The sequence below is a fragment of the Staphylococcus sp. HMSC056G08 genome (assembly GCF_001812305.1).
Classification (GTDB): Bacteria; Bacillota; Bacilli; order Staphylococcales; family Staphylococcaceae; genus Staphylococcus; species Staphylococcus simulans.
Genome location: NZ_KV808467.1, coordinates 1 through 17,507, shown reverse-complemented (window position 1 = coordinate 17,507; position 17,507 = coordinate 1). Strand labels below are relative to the sequence as shown.

Below are 17,507 nucleotides of genomic sequence, written 5' to 3'. Positions count from 1 at the left end.
CGACAAGTCCGTAGGACTTTGTCGACAGTCTGACTGCATTCAATAGAATGCAGTTTTTTTGCGTTTCTAAAGTTTGAAAATATGTCTATATCAACCTATACTTAGTTATATATCTGAACGTTAGGGTGAGGCTTTTGAAACTAGGGAAATTTAAAATCCATGATTTGAACGGTGGTATGACGCACATGGACGGAGGCACGATGTTCGGTCCGGTTCCGAAACCCTTATGGGATAGAAAAATACCAGCAAATGAAAAGAACCAAGTACCCATGAGTGTATCTCCGATTTTAGTTCAAACAGAAGAACACAATATCTTGATTGATACAGGTTTAGGTGAAGGCAAGCTTACTGAAAAACAAAAACGTAACTTTGGTGTTGAAAATGAAGGATTAATTGAAGAAGGGTTGCAAAAGCTCGGTTTAACATCAGAGGACATTGATATTGTCTTGATGACCCATATGCATTATGATCACGCTTCAGGTTTATCTGATGTAGAAGGTCATGCGAAATTCCCTAATGCAGTTCATTATATACAACAAGATGAATGGCATGAATTTTTAGCACCTAATCTACGCAGTAAAGCAACATATTGGCCTGAACTTAATCTCGGTGATTATCAAAAGCATTTAATTTTATTTGAAGATGAGATTGAGGTTGTGCCAGGTGTTCATATGTATCATACGGGTGGCCATAGTTTTGGACACAGTATAATTACTATTGAAAGTGATGGAGAAAAAGCAGTCCATATGGCAGATATTTTTCCTTCACATGCGCATATGAACCCATTATGGGTAACATCATATGATGATTATCCAATGCAATCAATCAGAGAGAAAGAAAGATGGCTGCCTTGGTTGATTATGCAGGATTATTGGTTCTTGTTTTATCATGATGCGTCATACTTTGCGCTTAAATTTGATAAAGAAGATCATTCTATCAAAGCAGAAATAAAAAGAAATCAATAACTTAAAACAAATGCAACAAAAAAACAATGTCTCCGTTATACGGAAACATTGTTAGAATAAGTATGCATACCAATATCATTAAACTTCTTTTATGTTAATGATTTTACCATTTGTCGCATCGGCGATAAATTCATAATTACTGATTTTGCCGTGGTTTTTAGTTGTAACACCGCCACGGTATATTTCATAATGAATACCGTCTTGTTCGAATGGTTGAGGTTCTGAGACAATGTATGACCCTGTCACGTTCATAAAGTAGCTTTTCACTTCTTCAATTAACTTTTGCGGGTTATACTTTTTAGTGCCTAAAAATGTGAGGTAAGCTAGTAAACTACTCAATAAAACTGTGATTGGTAATACTATCAATAACAAAATTTTTCTTCGAGACATCTCAATTTATACCTCCACTTACGTTATAACAATATTCTACCATAACATTAGGAGGATAATGAATTATTAAGGAGCGATGAACAGTGGAAATTGCGAAAAATGAAACATTACAACATATTAAAGCTTTAACAGAATTTCATGGTGCACCAGGTTTTGAACAAGATTTAAGAGCGTACATAAAAAAAGAAATGGAACCATACGCTGACGAGTTCATCTATAACCGTATGGGTGGATTTTACGCGGTAAAAAAATCTAAAAAAGAAAATGCGAAAAAAGTGATGGTAGCAGCACATATGGATGAAGTCGGTTTTATGATTACTGACATTACATCAAATGGTATGCTGCACTTTACGAACTTAGGCGGCGTTGCTGCAGATATATGGCAAGGTCAACGTTTAAAAGTCAAAACAAGACAACAAGAAATTATTACAGGTGTCGTTGCAAGCATTCCTAAACATTTCAGAACAGGTAATGAAGGTCAACCGCAAATTAAAGATTTAATGTTAGACATCGGTAGTGACTCTGCAGATGAAGTCAGAGCACGTGGTGTAGAGATTGGAGATTCAATTGTTCCTGATACCTCTTTAATTCAATTATCTGAACATCGTTTTGCGGGTAAAGCATGGGATAATCGTTATGGTTGTTTATTAGCGATTGAAATTTTAAAATTATTTAAAGACAAAGAACTAGATGTTGATTTATATGTAGGTGCAAATGTCCAAGAAGAAGTCGGTTTAAGAGGTGCACGTGCAGCTGCAGAACAAATTGAGCCAGATGTAGCATTCGTAGTCGATTGTTCACCAGCTAACGATATGAAAGGTGTACAACAACTTTCTGGTAAACTGGGAGCAGGAACATTAATCCGTATTAAAGATGGTACCATGATTCTTAAACCAGCATTCAGAGATTATTTATTAGAACAAGCACAACAACATGATATTAATACACAATATTATATTTCACCAGGCGGCACTGATGGAGGAGAGATTCACAAAGCGAACATAGGTATCCCAACTGCAGTCATTGGTGTTTGTGCACGCTATATTCATAGCTCCGATTCAGTATTTGATATCAGAGACTATTATTCAGCAAGAGCATTACTTGAAGCATCTATTTTAGGATTAGATGATGAAACCATTGCACATTTACAATATTCATAAATAAGAAGAAAGAAGTGGATAAATATGAAACAATTAGAATCAGTAGAAGCGTTTGAACAACTTAAACAAGGTAAAACTGTATTTATGTTTACAGCAGATTGGTGCGTAGATTGTCGTTTTATCGCACCGAGACTTCCTGAATTAGAAGAAAAACATCCGGACTATACATTTGTGTCAGTAGATCGCGATAAATTTATTGATTTAGCAGCGGACTTAGGAATTATGGGGATTCCAAGCTTTTTAGTTTACGAGAACGGTGAACAAGTCGGAAGTTATGTCAGCAAAGATAGAAAAACGATTGAACAAATCAGCGAATTTATTACGAATATTTAAATAAAAATACCCTTAGGAAATTCACATTTTTTCTGTTCCTAAGGGTATTTTTACGGTAAACTATAAAAAGGTATGTAATTAGGAGTGTTAATATGAATGTCTTTCAAATGAGAGATAAACTAAAAGAACGTTTAAATCATTTAGATGTTAATTTTACATTTAATAGAGAAGAAGATACCTTGCGCATTGCACGTAAAGATAATGGTAAAGGCGTAACGATTAGATTAACACCCATCGTCGCGAAATATAACGATCAACAAGAAAAAATTGTTGATGAGATTGTTTACTATGTCAATGAAACAATTCAACAAATGAGTGATGATGCACTGCAACAAATGGACAATATCAAAGTGATGCCAGTGATGCGTGCAGCAAGTTTCGATAAGGAAACTAAAGAGGGGCATCCGTTTGTGATTGATGCACATACAGCAGAAACAAATATCTATTATGCATTAGATTTAGGAAAGTCTTATCGACTCATTGACGAATCAATGCTGAAACAATTGAATGTGACTGCACAACAAATTAAAGAAATGGCATTATTCAATATCAGAAAATTAGATAACCCATACAAAACAGATGAAGTTAAAGGCAATCTGTTCTATTTTATTAATACGAATGATGGGTACGATGCGAGTAGAATTTTAAACACGCCATTATTAAATCAATTTGAAGAAAACTGTGAAGGTGAAATGTTAGTAGCTGTTCCGCATCAAGATGTTTTAGTTGTGGCAGATATCAGAAATAAAACGGGTTACGATGTGATGGCTCATTTAACCATGGAATTCTTCACGAAAGGTCTTGTACCAATTACATCGCTATCATTCGGATACGATAATGGCCACTTAGAACCTATCTTTATCTTGGCTAAAAATAATAAAAACAAAAAAGATAAGAGTCCAAATGTGGTCCAAGAATTGAGCACAGTAAAAAATCAAAAGAAAAACGATAAGAAATAAGGAGAATAGATAATGAATTTATTTTACAACTTAAACGGCGTAGGAGATGTAGCATTCTTACAAGTAGAACCTGCTGAAGGAGAGTTCGACTATACAACACATGGTGACGTAGTGAGAATTACGTTAGATGGTAAAGCTGTAGGATATAATATCTTCAATGCTTCTAAGCATTTACCAATCGAAGGTAATGGACATATTAAACTTACACCAGAATTATTAGATGGTTTACAAAACGTCTTAAAAGAATCAGGTATTGACGATCAATTAGATTCTGACTTATCACCAAAATTTGTAGTAGGTTATGTTAAAACTAAAGAAAAACATCCAAATGCGGATAAATTAAGCATTTTACAAGTAGATGTTGGAAATGAAACATTACAAATTGTATGTGGTGCGCCAAATGTTGAAGCAGATCAAAAGGTTGTAGTCGCAAAAGTAGGCGCTGTAATGCCTAGCGGTATGGTTATTAAAGATGCTGAATTACGTGGTGTACCATCAAGCGGTATGGTTTGCTCAATGAAAGAATTAAATTTACCGAACGCACCGCAAGAAAAAGGAATTATGGTATTATCTGAGGATTACCAAACAGGACAACCATTTTTCGAAGAATAAAGTGATTGGAAGGAAGTGACATTATGAACTGGTTTGATAAATTGTTTAGTGATGAAGACGAAGAAGAAGTTTATCAAAGAAAATATAGTCAGCGCAGACAAAAATTAGAAGAAAAAGAACGTCGTCGTCATGCATTACTACCAGAAAATAATGATATTTACGAACGTCCAAAAGGTAATTTTAGATTTCCACTTCATGTGAATGATTCTGACCAACAAACAGAATCAGATTCAGAATCCAATCATTCTGAACCAACTTATGAGTCAGAAGAATTTGTTGAAACTTCTTCGTATCAAAAACCAGACCGTCGTCATAGAAGAAGACGTACGTTTTATGATGACGATACACCATCATTTCGTTCTTCACGCAACACACGTAAGCAATCAGAATCAAGAGAACGTGCTCCAGAACAAACGCATCAAAGAGAACATCAAAATAGACGTGTACAGAATTATTCGACACGCTATGATACGAAAGATATTTATTATAAAAGTGGTGAATTCAGAGCTGAAGAAGTACCTTCAGCTATTTTCGGTACGAAAAAACGTCATCCTTTAGAAAATGGTGTTATTCAACGTTCAGAGGGTGTTACTGAAGAACCTAAAAAGCAACAAGAAAAAATACCGACAGATCCATTAAATGGTTCACGTAAACAAGCTTCAAAAGCACATGAAGTTGAAACAAGAGAATCCGAAGACACAAAAAATGAAACAGAACAACTGTCTTCTAAAGATTCACAACACCAAGTGAAACAAACACCTAATTATTCTAAAGCGGATAATACAATTAATATTAATAATATTTATGCTTCACAAATTGTTGAAGAAATTCGACGTGAACGCGAACGAAAAGTGTTACAACGCAAAAAATTCAAAGAAGCACTTCAACAAAAACGTGAACAAGAAGATGTCAGCTCAATTCAAAAGGCTATTGATGAAATGTATGCTGAACAAGCCAAACAGTATGTAGAAGATCCAGTCTTCCAAGAAAATGGCTTTGAAAAAGAAAAAGAAGCCAGAGCTGCTGAAGACCAAGAAGGCGAAGAAACACAACAACCTACCTCAGAACACATACAAACAGAAACGTCTGAAGAAACGTCAACACAACCACAAAACGACTTTGACTATGAAGAAGTAGATTTAAACCAAGTTCAAGACATGCATCAATTAGACGAACAAGACGTTAAAGTTGTAGAAGATGCTCCTGAAGAAACACAACAACTTGAATCAGAATCACCTCAATCTGAGACAGAAAATCTAACAGAGTCTCCTGAACCTTTACCAGAAGTTTCTGAAGCACAATATACTGAAATTGAAGATGAAGAAGAACCAGTTGAAAGTGAACAGGAAGAAGTACCAGAAGAACCTGTAAATGGAACTGAAGTGCATAAAAGTACTGAAAACGAACAGGAATCAGAACCAGTACAAGAAACATCAGAAGAACCTGAAGATGAACAGGATGAACCACAAGAAGATAATTCTACAGAGGTTCAAGAACCTGTGTTAGCACCAGATAGTAATACATCTAAATCAGAGGCAACGAAAACTGATGAGACTAAAGAAGAAGTCACAGAAGAAAAAGCAAAATCGAGCCTTGAACCTCAATTGAAACCAGATCAACCAAAATCTGATGATGCAGAAAAAGAAGAGTCAAAAACAGAAATAAAAGAGGAACAAGAAGAATCAGTTGAACAAGAAGAAACTAATGAAAAAGTTTCTACACCTGACTCTAATAATGAAGAACAAGAAGAAAATAAAGCAGAGGCAGAAGAAGTTAAAACTGAACAACCGAAAATTTCTCGTCCAATTCGTAAAGGTGCTAAGCCGTTCAATGTGATGATGACACCATCAGACAAACGTCGTATGATGGATGCACAAAAACGTAAAGCTGCACAAACTTCAAAAACACAAACAAGTGGTTCTGCGGTTTCTTCAGAGCCTGAACAAAGCGTGGTTTCACAAACGACTGAAGTTTCGACTCATGACGACAGTGAACCACAATCATCACAATATGAAAATCAAAACTCTGATCAACCAAAAGCTGAACAAGGACATATCACAACAAGTGTACAGACAGCAAAAACGACACAATCTAATGCACAAGAGGAAGTTAAGCAACCTGTAACTGCACAAAAGGAACCTGTTCAAGCACATCACGAAGGTATTCGAAAAGGGCCTAATTTAAAACTGCCAAGTCTAGATTTATTAGATGAACCAGAAGTACATGAAGTTGACCAAGAGTGGATAGATGAGAAAAAAGAAGAGTTGAATGATGCATTTTATTACTTCAATGTACCTGCAGAGGTTAAGAATGTTACAGAAGGACCTAGTGTGACACGTTTTGAATTATCTGTTGAAAAAGGGGTAAAAGTTTCTAGAATCACTGCATTACATGATGATTTGAAAATGGCTTTAGCCGCCAAAGATATTCGAATTGAGGCACCGATTCCAGGTACAAGTTTAGTAGGTATAGAAGTACCAAATATATCGCCAACAAAAGTGAACTTAAAATCTATTATTGAGAGTCCTCAATTTAAGAATGCAGAATCTAAATTAACAGTTGCGATGGGTAATCGCATCAATAATGAACCGTTATTAATGGATATTGCGAAAACGCCACACGCACTGATAGCAGGGGCTACGGGTTCAGGTAAATCTGTTTGTATCAACAGCATATTACTTTCACTATTATATAAAAATCATCCAGAAGAGTTGAAACTCTTGCTGATTGATCCGAAAATGGTAGAGTTAGCACCATACAATGGTTTACCGCATTTAGTATCACCTGTGATTACAGATGTCAAAGCAGCAACACAAAGCTTGAAGTGGGCTGTTGATGAAATGGAAAGACGTTATAAATTATTTGCGCAATATCATGTGCGAAATATTACAGCTTTCAATAAAAAAGCTTCATACGAGCAACGTTTGCCTAAAATTGTCATTGTAATCGACGAGCTTGCAGACTTAATGATGATGGCACCGCAAGATGTAGAGCAATCTATTGCGAGAATTGCACAAAAAGCACGTGCATGCGGTATTCATATGCTTGTAGCAACACAACGTCCATCTGTAAACGTTATTACAGGATTAATCAAAGCGAATATTCCAACTCGTATCGCATTTATGGTATCATCTAGTGTGGATTCAAGAACTATATTAGATAGCGGCGGTGCAGAACGCTTACTTGGTTACGGAGATATGTTGTATCTTGGTAATGGTATGAATAAACCAATTCGCGTTCAAGGCAGCTTTGTGTCTGATGAAGAAATCGATGCAGTTGTCGATTTTATTAAGGCACAACGTGAACCGGAATATTTATTTGAAGAAAAAGAATTGTTAAAACAAACAAAAGCACAACCTAAAGATGAGTTGTTTGATGATGTATGTCGATTTATGGTTGCAGAGGGCAATATCTCAACATCACTCATTCAGCGTCATTTCCAAATTGGTTACAATAGAGCTGCACGAATTGTTGACCAACTTGAAGCGTTGGGTTATATTTCAGGTTCGAACGGTTCGAAACCAAGAGAAGTTTATTTGACTGCAGCTGAAATAAATGAGGAATAAGAAAGAAGGAGTTTAAGTATGACACACTATCATTTTGTCGGTATTAAAGGCTCTGGTATGAGTTCATTGGCGCAAATTATGCATGATTTAGGCCATGAAGTTCAGGGCTCCGACATCGACCAATATGTGTTTACAGAAGATGCATTAAGAAATAAAGGGGTTAAAATTTTGCCATTTAACCCAGACAATATTCAAAAAGGCATGGTTGTTATTCAAGGAAACGCCTTTTCAGATGAACATGAAGAAATTGTCCGCGCAAAAGAATTAGGATTAGAAATTATTGATTATCCTACATTCTTAGGCCATGTCATTGAGCAGTATACGTCTGTAGCTGTGACAGGTGCACACGGCAAAACATCTACAACAGGCCTTTTATCACATGTAATGAATGGAGATAAAAGAACTTCTTTCTTAATTGGTGATGGCACAGGTTTAGGTATTCCTCAAAGTGAATATTTTGCGTTTGAAGCATGTGAATATAGACGTCACTTTTTAAGTTATCATCCGGATTATGCGATTATGACGAACATCGACTTTGATCATCCTGATTATTTTAAAGATATTGATGACGTTACAAGTGCGTTCCAAGAAATGGCGCATAATGTCAAAAAAGCAATTATCGCATGGGGTAAAGATGACCATTTAAGAAAAATTAAAGCAGATGTTCCTGTTTATTACTATGGATTAGAAAAAGATGAAGATATTTATGCTGATAACCTTCAAATTACAGAACATGGTACATCGTTTGACGTGTACATTGACGGTAAATTCTTCGACCATTTCTTATCACCGCAATACGGGGATCATAATATTTTAAATACACTTGCGGTTATTATGGTTTGTCATTTAGAAGGTCTTGATGTAAAAAATATTAAAGAAGCGTTAGAAACATTCGGCGGAGTGAAACGTAGATTTAATGAAACAAAAGTACATAATCAAGTAATTGTTGACGATTATGCCCACCATCCGCGCGAAATTAATGCTACAATTGAGACAGCACGTAAAAAATACCCGCATAAAGAGGTTATCGCTGTCTTTCAACCGCATACGTATTCTAGAACAAAAGCGTTCTTGAATGAGTTTGCTGAAAGCTTGAATAAAGCAGACCGTGTCTTCTTATGTGATATTTTCGGATCTATCCGTGAACATGAAGGCAGTTTGACAATTCAAGATTTAATTGATCGCATTCCAGGTGCGCAATTAATCGGTGAAAAAAATGTAAATATATTGAAATCATATGAAGATGCTGTGATTTTATTTATGGGTGCAGGGGATATTCAAAAAGTTGAACGTGCCTATTTAGACAATCACGGAGTAATTAATGAATTTTAATATGTTTATGTTAAAATATGTATGGGTATTAAGTAAAAATAAGACATAAGCAATTTAGGAGGCGTTTTTAATGGACTGGATTTTACCTATAGCAGGTCTAATTGCAGCTATAGCATTTTTAGTATTAGTAATCGGAATTGTAGTTGTTCTTTTATCTGTTAAGAAAAACTTAGACTACGTGGCTAAGACTCTTGATGGAATTGAAGGACAAATTCAAGGGATTACAAGAGAATCAACAGATTTACTTCATAAAGCAAACCGCTTAACTGAAGATATTCAAGATAAAGTGGACCGCTTAAATTCTGTAGTTGATGGAGTAAAAGGTATCGGTGACTCTATCCAAGATTTAGATGGATCAGTGGACCGAGTAACTAACTCAATTGCACATAATATTTCTCAAAACGAAGATAAAATTTCACAAGTCATCCAATGGTCAAACGTTGCGATGGAAATTGCTGATAAATGGCAATACAGAAAACAACGTAGAGAAAGTGCAAACTACAGAGGATAATGGTTAAATGCAGTTCTAATTGGAACTGTGTACCTCATCTGTAGGCTACATTATCAATTATAAGACGTACTAACTGCACTTAAATGAGGTTGAATCAACTTTGTTTAAGTGCTTTTACTTTATAGGAGGCAAATACATGAGAAAGAACGACGAAGCTAGATTAGAAATTTACGAAGTTGAAGCTATGTCTGATACTGTCCGTAAAGATTTCGTTTATGGGTTCATCGCAGGAATATTTATTGGTACAGCAGGTGGTTTTGTGATTAATCAAGTGAAAAAACGTAAACAACTTGAAAAGCAAAATCAACCAGCAGAAGCAAAGAAACCATCAGTGAAAGAAAAAGTGTCTGCACAGACAGATGCGCTTAAAGCAAATGCACAAAGTCAAATTCAAGATATTAAAGATAAAGCACAACAGCTTAAATCTGATGTAAAACAAAAATTCAACAATGATGAACAAGAAACAGATCCAAAAGCATTACGAGCGCAACGTGAAGCAATTCGTAATGAAGCAGCAGCACATGATTTAGCAAATGTTTCTCCGCAAGCTCAAGATGTTCAAACAGACAACAATCCTTTAAAATCTTCACAACCAGATACAGTGCCTTTCCATGAATTTACAGCAACAGGAAATGCATTAGCAGCGAAAGAAAAAGCTAAATTAATTGAAAATGATAATACAGTAGCAGCTAAAGTAGCTGAACTATTTGAAGCTAAACCAGTAAAATCAAGTGGTTTTAAAACAGTTCCAGTATTAGTTACAGTTGCAGCTGCAGCAACAGCAGCAGGAAGCAAAAAAGCTGCGGATGCTAAAGCAGCAAAACCTGCAGATGCTGAAAAACGTACAGCACAAACACATGAGAAAGCTTCATTCAATAAAGGTGTTATTACGCATGATAAAGCAACTGCTAATCATTCAGAAGCACACAAAACACCAGAAGCATCAGGTAAAGTAGAATCTAAGACTGTTAATGATACAAAAACAACGAAAACAGAAACAACTAAAACAACAAACACACCTAAGAAAAATGCATCAACAACTAAGCAGACAGCGAAAGCTACTTCACCGAAAGATGCGACAAAAACTACAAAAACAACAACACAAAAACCAGCAGCAAAAGGAAACAAAACAACGACACAAAAAACAACAACAAAGACAACAAAATCAGCAGCAAACAAATCAACAAAGAAACCTAGTGTAACACCAGCGAATAAGAAAACAACGAATAACACTACAAAGACACAACCAAAAGGTGAAACAACTACGAAGAAAATTGAAAAGAAAACATTCAATGACTAATTGTACCTAAAAGAAATCAACCTTATTCTTTTTGAGGTTGATTTTCTTTTTTACTTTTGGTTAAATCTAGTTAAGGAATTGTGAGAAAATTAATAATAATCGAAACAATTCGATTTATTTCGCTTTTCCTCTTGATTAATGATAAAGTTCTTGCTAGAATAACTGTTAAATTCAATATTTTTATCGCTTTAAAGCGTGATAAATTGGATGCAAAAATTACATAGAGGTGACCAAATAATGAATAAGTTAGAACAGTACAGAAATGAAATTCAAGACATTAATGAAAAGATTTTAGACTTACTAGTAGAGCGTGGTAAGTTAGCACAGAAAATAGGGGATGAAAAGCGTAAACAAGGTACTAAGGTTTATGATCCTGAACGTGAAAAAGTAATGTTGAATGCTTTAATCGAAAAAAATAATGGTCCATTTAACGATAATGTAATTAAACAATTATTCAAAGAAATATTTAAAGCATCCACTGACTTACAAAAATCTGATCGTGAAAAACATTTAATTGTTTCAAGAAAATTAAAAGCAGAAGATACAATTGTACGCTTTGACAATGGTGGAGTTATTGGTGATGGCAACAAGTCATTCATTTTCGGTCCATGTTCAGTAGAATCACAAGAACAAGTCGATGCAGTTGCTCAAGACTTACAAAGTAAAGGATTAAAATTCATCCGTGGCGGTGCTTTCAAACCACGTACTTCTCCTTATGACTTCCAAGGTCTAGGATTAGAAGGATTGAAAATTCTTAAAAACGTTAAAGATAAATATAATTTAAATGTTGTAAGTGAAATCGTAACACCAGCTGATTTAGAATTGGCAGATGATTACCTAGATGTGTTCCAAATTGGTGCACGTAACATGCAAAACTTCGAATTATTAAAAGAAGCAGGACGTACAAACAAACCAATTTTATTAAAACGTGGTTTATCTGCGACAATTGAAGAGTTCATTTTCGCAGCAGAATATATCGCATCACAAGGTAACCAAAATATTATCTTATGTGAACGCGGTATCAGAACATACGAAAAAGCAACACGTAATACTTTAGATATCTCAGCAGTACCGATTCTTAAACAAGGTACACACTTACCAGTAATGGTAGACGTAACACATAGTACAGGAAGAAAAGATATTATGCTTCCAACAGCTAAAGCAGCTTTAGCAGTAGGTGCAGATGGTGTTATGGCAGAAGTACATCCTGATCCAGCTGTTGCATTAAGTGATAGCGGACAACAAATGGATATTGAACAATTCAACAAATTCTATGATGAGCTAAAACCACTTGCTGATATGTACGATAGCAAGCAATTACGCTAATATATATTTAATTGAAAGCCTTTTAAATTAAAGTATTCAAACCTTTGATTTAAAGGGCTTTTTTGTGTTTTGCAAAACATCATATGTGTGACAAAACAGTGACAGCAGAAAGTTTTGTTTTGAGTTTGTGACAAATTATGGTACACTTTGAAAATGTTGTGAAAACTTACTATAATAGTGTTTGAAACGCTTTCAGAAAGGGTGATATTATGACCGTTACTATTTATGATGTTGCAAGAGAAGCGCGTGTTTCCATGGCAACTGTTTCTCGTGTGGTAAATGGCAACCAAAATGTCAAACCAGAAACTAGAGATAAAGTAAATGCAGTCATCAAAAAGCTTAACTACAGACCTAATGCTGTTGCACGAGGGTTAGCAAGTAAAAAAACAACAACAGTCGGGGTAATTATTCCAGATATCTCGAATGTATACTATTCTCAACTCGCAAGAGGGTTAGAAGATATTGCAACGATGTATAAATATCATTCAATTATTTCTAACTCTGACAATGATTTAGAAAAAGCTAAAGAAATTTTTAACAATCTACTCAGCAAACAAGTAGATGGTATTATTTTCTTAGGCGGAACACTCGATGCAGAATTGGAAAGTTTAATTGAAAACTCTTCTGTACCTGTTGTAGTTTCAGGAACAAGTGATGATGATAATACAGTAGCTTCTGTAAATATCGACTATAAACAAGCCGCTGAAGAAGTGACTAATCATTTAATCAATTCTGGCGCAAAACGCTTTGCCTTTGTTGGTGGCAATAACTCTGAAAAAGCAGAAAACGATGTGTTATCTAATTTAAGAGATACACTAGCATCACATGGTTTATCTTTAGAAGATAATCTGACTTTCAGAGGTAAAGAAACATATCGCGATGGTATTAAAGCTTTTGAAGATATTAAAGCGTATCAACCAGATGCAATTTTATCTATCAGTGATGAACAAGCTATTGGTATTGTCCATGCTGCTGAAGATGCGAATATCAACATTCCATCTGATTTACAAATTGTAAGCTTTAATAATACACGTTTAGTTGAAATGGTACGTCCGCAACTATCAAGTGTCATTCAACCGCTTTATGACATCGGTGCAGTAGGTATGCGTTTACTTACTAAATATATGAATAATGAAACGATTGAAGATTCAACGGTCATTTTACCATATCGTATAGAGTATCGCGGTACAACAAAATAAGATGTATAAATTTAAAAGTCTGAAAGAAAGTCACATTACTTTCCTCCAGACTTTTTTATTTTCCTTCATTTAATCAGAACCAACTCGCAACCTGGTTCGCATGTTTTAAGTTATTAGCAGTAATTTCTGCAGTACGTGGAATTTCCATATAATCTAGACGTTTATCCTCCCAAGTCGTTGGCAAATCAGTCGGCGCATAAGTTCGCCATTTTTCTACCCATTCTTTCGGTAAATCTCCATGTTGAATCGGCACATCCATCAAACTCAAGAAGACATGACTCCAAGCTCTTGGAACAACGCGCCAAATGTTATATCCACCGCCACCGAACATCATGACTTTCCCATCTGTATATTCATCTGCCAACGCTTTAATATAATAGGGAATAGCATAGAGTGAATCTAAAGTACAATTCATATGAGTAAGTGGATCGAGATAGTGAATATCAACACCATGTACACTTAAAATAATATCAGGTTTGAATGATTTAACAACAGGTGTGACAGTGCGTTTAAAACAATCAATATATGAATCATCTTCTGTATAAGGTTCAAGCGGAACATTGACAGAATAACTGAAACCTTGTTCTTTGCCGCGTTCTGTATAATGACCTGAACCTGGAAATAAAAATTTACCCGTTTCATGAATGGAATAATTCAGAATTTCATTTTGTGTATAGAAGCTCCATTGCACACCGTCCCCATGATGTGCATCTGTATCTATAATCATCACTTTCATGTTATAGCGTTCAGATAAGTATTTAGCGGTAATGGCGATATCATTGTAAATACAGAAGCCATTTGCGCGGCCTGGCAATGCATGATGTAATCCTCCGCCTAAATGACATCCGTTTTTAACTTCTCCTTGAACAATCATATCAGCAAGTTTTAAAGCACCGCCTACAATACGTGCACTATGTTGATGCATATGTTTAAACTGTGATGTATCTTCGTTCGCAAAACCATATTTTTTGGATTCTACCTCACTTAAAATTCCACGAGAAGCGTGTTTAATAGCATTTACGTAGTCATAAGAATGTATAAGTGTTAATTCTTCATCTGTGGCGATTCTCGGTGTAATAATTTGACTTGAACTCAGTAATCCTGCATCGATTAACAGTTCAGTCGTCAATTTTAAGCGCATTTGATTAAAAGGATGTTCATTACTGAACCGATAGCGCATTAATTGATTTGAATAAACATACCCCGTTTGTTTTTTGTTTTGACTCATAAAATCTCCCCTTTAGTAGAAGAAGCGGTTCATAAAACGTATATCATCAAACGCCTCCATCTGGTCTAATGTGATACGTGCACCGATTCTTGCCATTAAACAGTTTGCTGGATGTCCTGTAATTTCAGGATCATCAGTTGCGAAAATCTCTAAACCCCCATGAGACATCAACTTCTGCATTAATTTTTTATATTCGTAGACATCTAATTTAGAGTTTTTCAAATCCCAGTGCCAATAGTACTCAGTTGTTAACACAATATAATCTTCAAATTCATCTTCACTTAAGCTCGTTTTAATGAGTTCATTACCTAATCCTGTACCGCGATGCGGTAAAGCTATTTCAACGGCACCAAGCTCAATTAAATAGGGCAGGTTGCCTGTAGACCAACGTTCTAATGGATCAGGATAATGATAAGTGACATATCCGACAATGGTGTTTTCATGTCGTAAGACGTAAATACGACCTTCTGGCAATTCACTAATTTCTTGAATCGCTTCAAATTGTTCGATAGGTCTTCTAAATGCATCCAAACCATCATCGTAATCCATTTGTTCAAGTTGTTTACGTGGTACAGGACCTTCAATAACATAAGTTGTATCGTGACGTGTGTATGTTTGTTTTACATACGTTTTGACATGTTCCATCTTGCCACATCCTTTTTCATATTCTCCTAAGATGAGAGTGCTCAAATTTACTTTTTCACTAAAATGATATGTTTCTACGTATTAATTTAATTATAATGGTTTTAACATCAATTTACACACAAATCAGAATTATCGCAATTATTTTTGAAAATTTACTATGATTTTTGTATAATGGTTTTTGAAAGCGATTTCAAACAAAGGGGGCAATTCAAATGAAAGTTGATATTTATAAAGGGGGAGAAGGTAATTATAACCTTCAAAACTATGACGAAACGTATCAGAACTTTGATTGGAAAGACGTAGAAAAAGCTTTTTCATGGTATGAAACAGGAAAGATCAATATGGCATATGAATGTATTGATCGTCACGTAGATAATGGCCTTGGGGATAAAGTGGCCTTAAACTACAAAGATGCCAAACGTAAAGAAAGTTATACTTATAAAGAAATGCAGCAATTATCGAATAAAGCCGCAAACGTACTAAAAGATAAAGCACAAGTAGAAAAAGGGGATCGTGTCTTTATCTTTATGCCAAGAACACCAGAGTTATACTTTGCGTTCTTCGGTATTTTAAAAATTGGTGCAATTGTCGGACCATTATTTGAAGCGTTTATGGAAAAAGCAGTTGCTGACCGTTTAGATAATAGTGATGCGAAAGTAATTGTAACAACGAAAGATTTAGTAGACCGTATTCCAAAAGACGACTTACCAAACTTAGAGAAAATTGTCATCGTCGATAATGATGGGGTAGACGATGAATACGTAGATTTTCAACAAGAAATGGAAGATGCTAGCGATTCATTTGATATCGAATGGTTAGATCGTGAAGACGGTTTGATTTTACATTATACTTCTGGCTCTACAGGACAACCTAAAGGTGTGTTACATGTTCAAGATGCCATGATTGTACACTATATTTCAGCTAAATATGTTCTTGATTTACAAGAAGACGATATTTATTGGTGTACAGCAGACCCAGGTTGGGTAACTGGTACTTCATACGGTATTTTCGCACCTTGGCTAAACGGTGTGACAAACTGTATCGCTGGGGGACGTTTCTCTCCTGAAGCATGGTATGGCATGATTGAAGAATTTAAAGTCACAATTTGGTATACAGCACCGACAGCATTACGTATGTTAATGAGTGCAGGAGACGACGTTGTGAAGAAATACGATTTATCATCATTAAGAGAAGTGTATTCTGTAGGTGAACCATTAAACCCAGAAGTAATTAAATGGGCAAAAGAAGTATTAGAACACACTGTTTTAGATACTTGGTGGATGACAGAAACAGGCGGTCATATGATTGTCAACTATCCATCTATGGATGTAAAACTAGGTTCTATGGGTAAACCATTACCTGGTATTGAAGCGGCTATTGTGGATGACCAAGGTAATGAGTTACCACCGAATCGAATGGGTAACTTAGCCATTAAAAAGGGCTGGCCATCCATGATGCGTAAAATTTGGAAAAATCAAGAAAAGTATGATTCATACTTTATTGGTGATTGGTATGTATCAGGAGATTCAGCATATCAAGATGAAGATGGATACTTCTGGTTCCAAGGTCGTGTTGATGATGTGATTATGACTGCTGGTGAACGTGTCGGACCATTCGAAGTGGAATCTAAATTAGTGGAACATCCTGCAGTCGCAGAAGCAGGTGTTATTGGTAAACCAGACCCAGTACGTGGTGAAATTATTAAAGCATTCGTTGCTTTAAATCATGGCTATGAACCAGATGATGAATTGAAAGAAGATATCAGAACATTCGTCAAACACGGTTTATCTGCGCACGCTGCACCAAGAGAAATTGAATTCAAAGATAAATTACCGAAAACACGTTCAGGTAAAATTATGAGACGTGTATTAAAAGCTTGGGAACTTGATCTTCCTGAAGGTGATTTAAGTACAATGGAAGACTAATTGTATATAAAAAACTAACAATAAAAGGCTCTCTGTCAAATAGGACTGGTGAGCAA

The 17,507-nt window shown here is 35.5% G+C and carries 15 protein-coding genes; 12 read left to right on the top strand and 3 right to left on the bottom strand.

Features of this window, described 5'->3' with window-relative positions; translation table 11 throughout:
- The first annotated feature begins 134 nt into the window (after positions 1-134).
- On the top strand, positions 135-965 hold the full coding sequence (locus tag HMPREF2846_RS06835) for a YtnP family quorum-quenching lactonase (protein ID WP_057509792.1): 831 nt from the start codon (positions 135-137) through the stop codon (positions 963-965).
- A 78-nt stretch (positions 966-1,043) separates the two neighbouring features.
- On the opposite strand, the gene HMPREF2846_RS06830 is transcribed toward HMPREF2846_RS06835, so the two are convergent.
- Complete coding sequence (locus HMPREF2846_RS06830) at positions 1,044-1,355, bottom strand: hypothetical protein (RefSeq protein WP_002481220.1); 312 nt, start codon at positions 1,353-1,355, stop codon at positions 1,044-1,046.
- Positions 1,356-1,438: 83 nt separating this feature from the next.
- Here HMPREF2846_RS06830 and HMPREF2846_RS06825 point away from each other — a divergent pair, with 83 nt between their 5' ends.
- From HMPREF2846_RS06825 to ccpA, 10 genes are all read left to right on the top strand, one after another.
- Complete coding sequence (locus HMPREF2846_RS06825) at positions 1,439-2,515, top strand: M42 family metallopeptidase (RefSeq protein WP_070626263.1); 1,077 nt, start codon at positions 1,439-1,441, stop codon at positions 2,513-2,515.
- Between the two features lie 24 nt (positions 2,516-2,539).
- Positions 2,540-2,848 carry a thioredoxin family protein gene (locus HMPREF2846_RS06820; protein ID WP_002481218.1) on the top strand — a complete coding sequence of 103 codons (309 nt, stop codon included), beginning with the start codon at positions 2,540-2,542 and terminating at the stop codon, positions 2,846-2,848.
- 92 nt (positions 2,849-2,940) lie between these two features.
- On the top strand, positions 2,941-3,807 hold the full coding sequence (locus tag HMPREF2846_RS06815) for a DUF1444 domain-containing protein (RefSeq protein WP_002481217.1): 867 nt from the start codon (positions 2,941-2,943) through the stop codon (positions 3,805-3,807).
- Between the two features lie 12 nt (positions 3,808-3,819).
- Complete coding sequence (gene ytpR / locus HMPREF2846_RS06810; RefSeq protein ID WP_002481216.1) at positions 3,820-4,419, top strand: YtpR family tRNA-binding protein; 600 nt, start codon at positions 3,820-3,822, stop codon at positions 4,417-4,419.
- Between the two features lie 23 nt (positions 4,420-4,442).
- Positions 4,443-7,985, top strand: a complete 3,543-nt coding sequence (locus tag HMPREF2846_RS06805; protein ID WP_070626261.1) for a DNA translocase FtsK — start codon at positions 4,443-4,445, stop codon at positions 7,983-7,985.
- Between the two features lie 18 nt (positions 7,986-8,003).
- Entirely contained in the window at positions 8,004-9,317 is a 1,314-nt protein-coding gene (murC, locus tag HMPREF2846_RS06800; protein WP_002481214.1) for a UDP-N-acetylmuramate--L-alanine ligase, read from the top strand.
- Positions 9,318-9,387: 70 nt separating this feature from the next.
- Positions 9,388-9,828, top strand: a complete 441-nt coding sequence (locus HMPREF2846_RS06795) for a DUF948 domain-containing protein (protein WP_002481213.1) — start codon at positions 9,388-9,390, stop codon at positions 9,826-9,828.
- Positions 9,829-9,964: 136 nt separating this feature from the next.
- Positions 9,965-11,128 (top strand): hypothetical protein, encoded by a 1,164-nt coding sequence (locus HMPREF2846_RS06790; RefSeq protein WP_070626259.1) that lies wholly within the window; start codon positions 9,965-9,967, stop codon positions 11,126-11,128.
- A 234-nt stretch (positions 11,129-11,362) separates the two neighbouring features.
- Entirely contained in the window at positions 11,363-12,454 is a 1,092-nt protein-coding gene (locus HMPREF2846_RS06785) for a bifunctional 3-deoxy-7-phosphoheptulonate synthase/chorismate mutase (protein WP_031262773.1), read from the top strand.
- A 209-nt stretch (positions 12,455-12,663) separates the two neighbouring features.
- Complete coding sequence (gene ccpA / locus HMPREF2846_RS06780) at positions 12,664-13,653, top strand: catabolite control protein A (protein WP_070626257.1); 990 nt, start codon at positions 12,664-12,666, stop codon at positions 13,651-13,653.
- A gap of 73 nt (positions 13,654-13,726) precedes the next feature.
- Here ccpA and HMPREF2846_RS06775 read toward each other — a convergent pair whose 3' ends face one another.
- Both HMPREF2846_RS06775 and HMPREF2846_RS06770 read right to left on the bottom strand, forming a co-directional pair.
- The gene (locus HMPREF2846_RS06775) at positions 13,727-14,881 is read right to left on the bottom strand and encodes an acetoin utilization protein AcuC (protein WP_070626256.1); all 1,155 of its coding nucleotides are present in this window, start codon (positions 14,879-14,881) and stop codon (positions 13,727-13,729) included.
- Between the two features lie 12 nt (positions 14,882-14,893).
- Entirely contained in the window at positions 14,894-15,526 is a 633-nt protein-coding gene (locus HMPREF2846_RS06770; protein ID WP_002481208.1) for a GNAT family N-acetyltransferase, read from the bottom strand.
- Between the two features lie 212 nt (positions 15,527-15,738).
- Between HMPREF2846_RS06770 and acsA the strand changes: the two genes are divergently transcribed.
- Positions 15,739-17,451, top strand: a complete 1,713-nt coding sequence (gene acsA / locus HMPREF2846_RS06765) for an acetate--CoA ligase (RefSeq protein WP_070626254.1) — start codon at positions 15,739-15,741, stop codon at positions 17,449-17,451.
- The last annotated feature ends 56 nt before the right edge of the window (positions 17,452-17,507 follow it).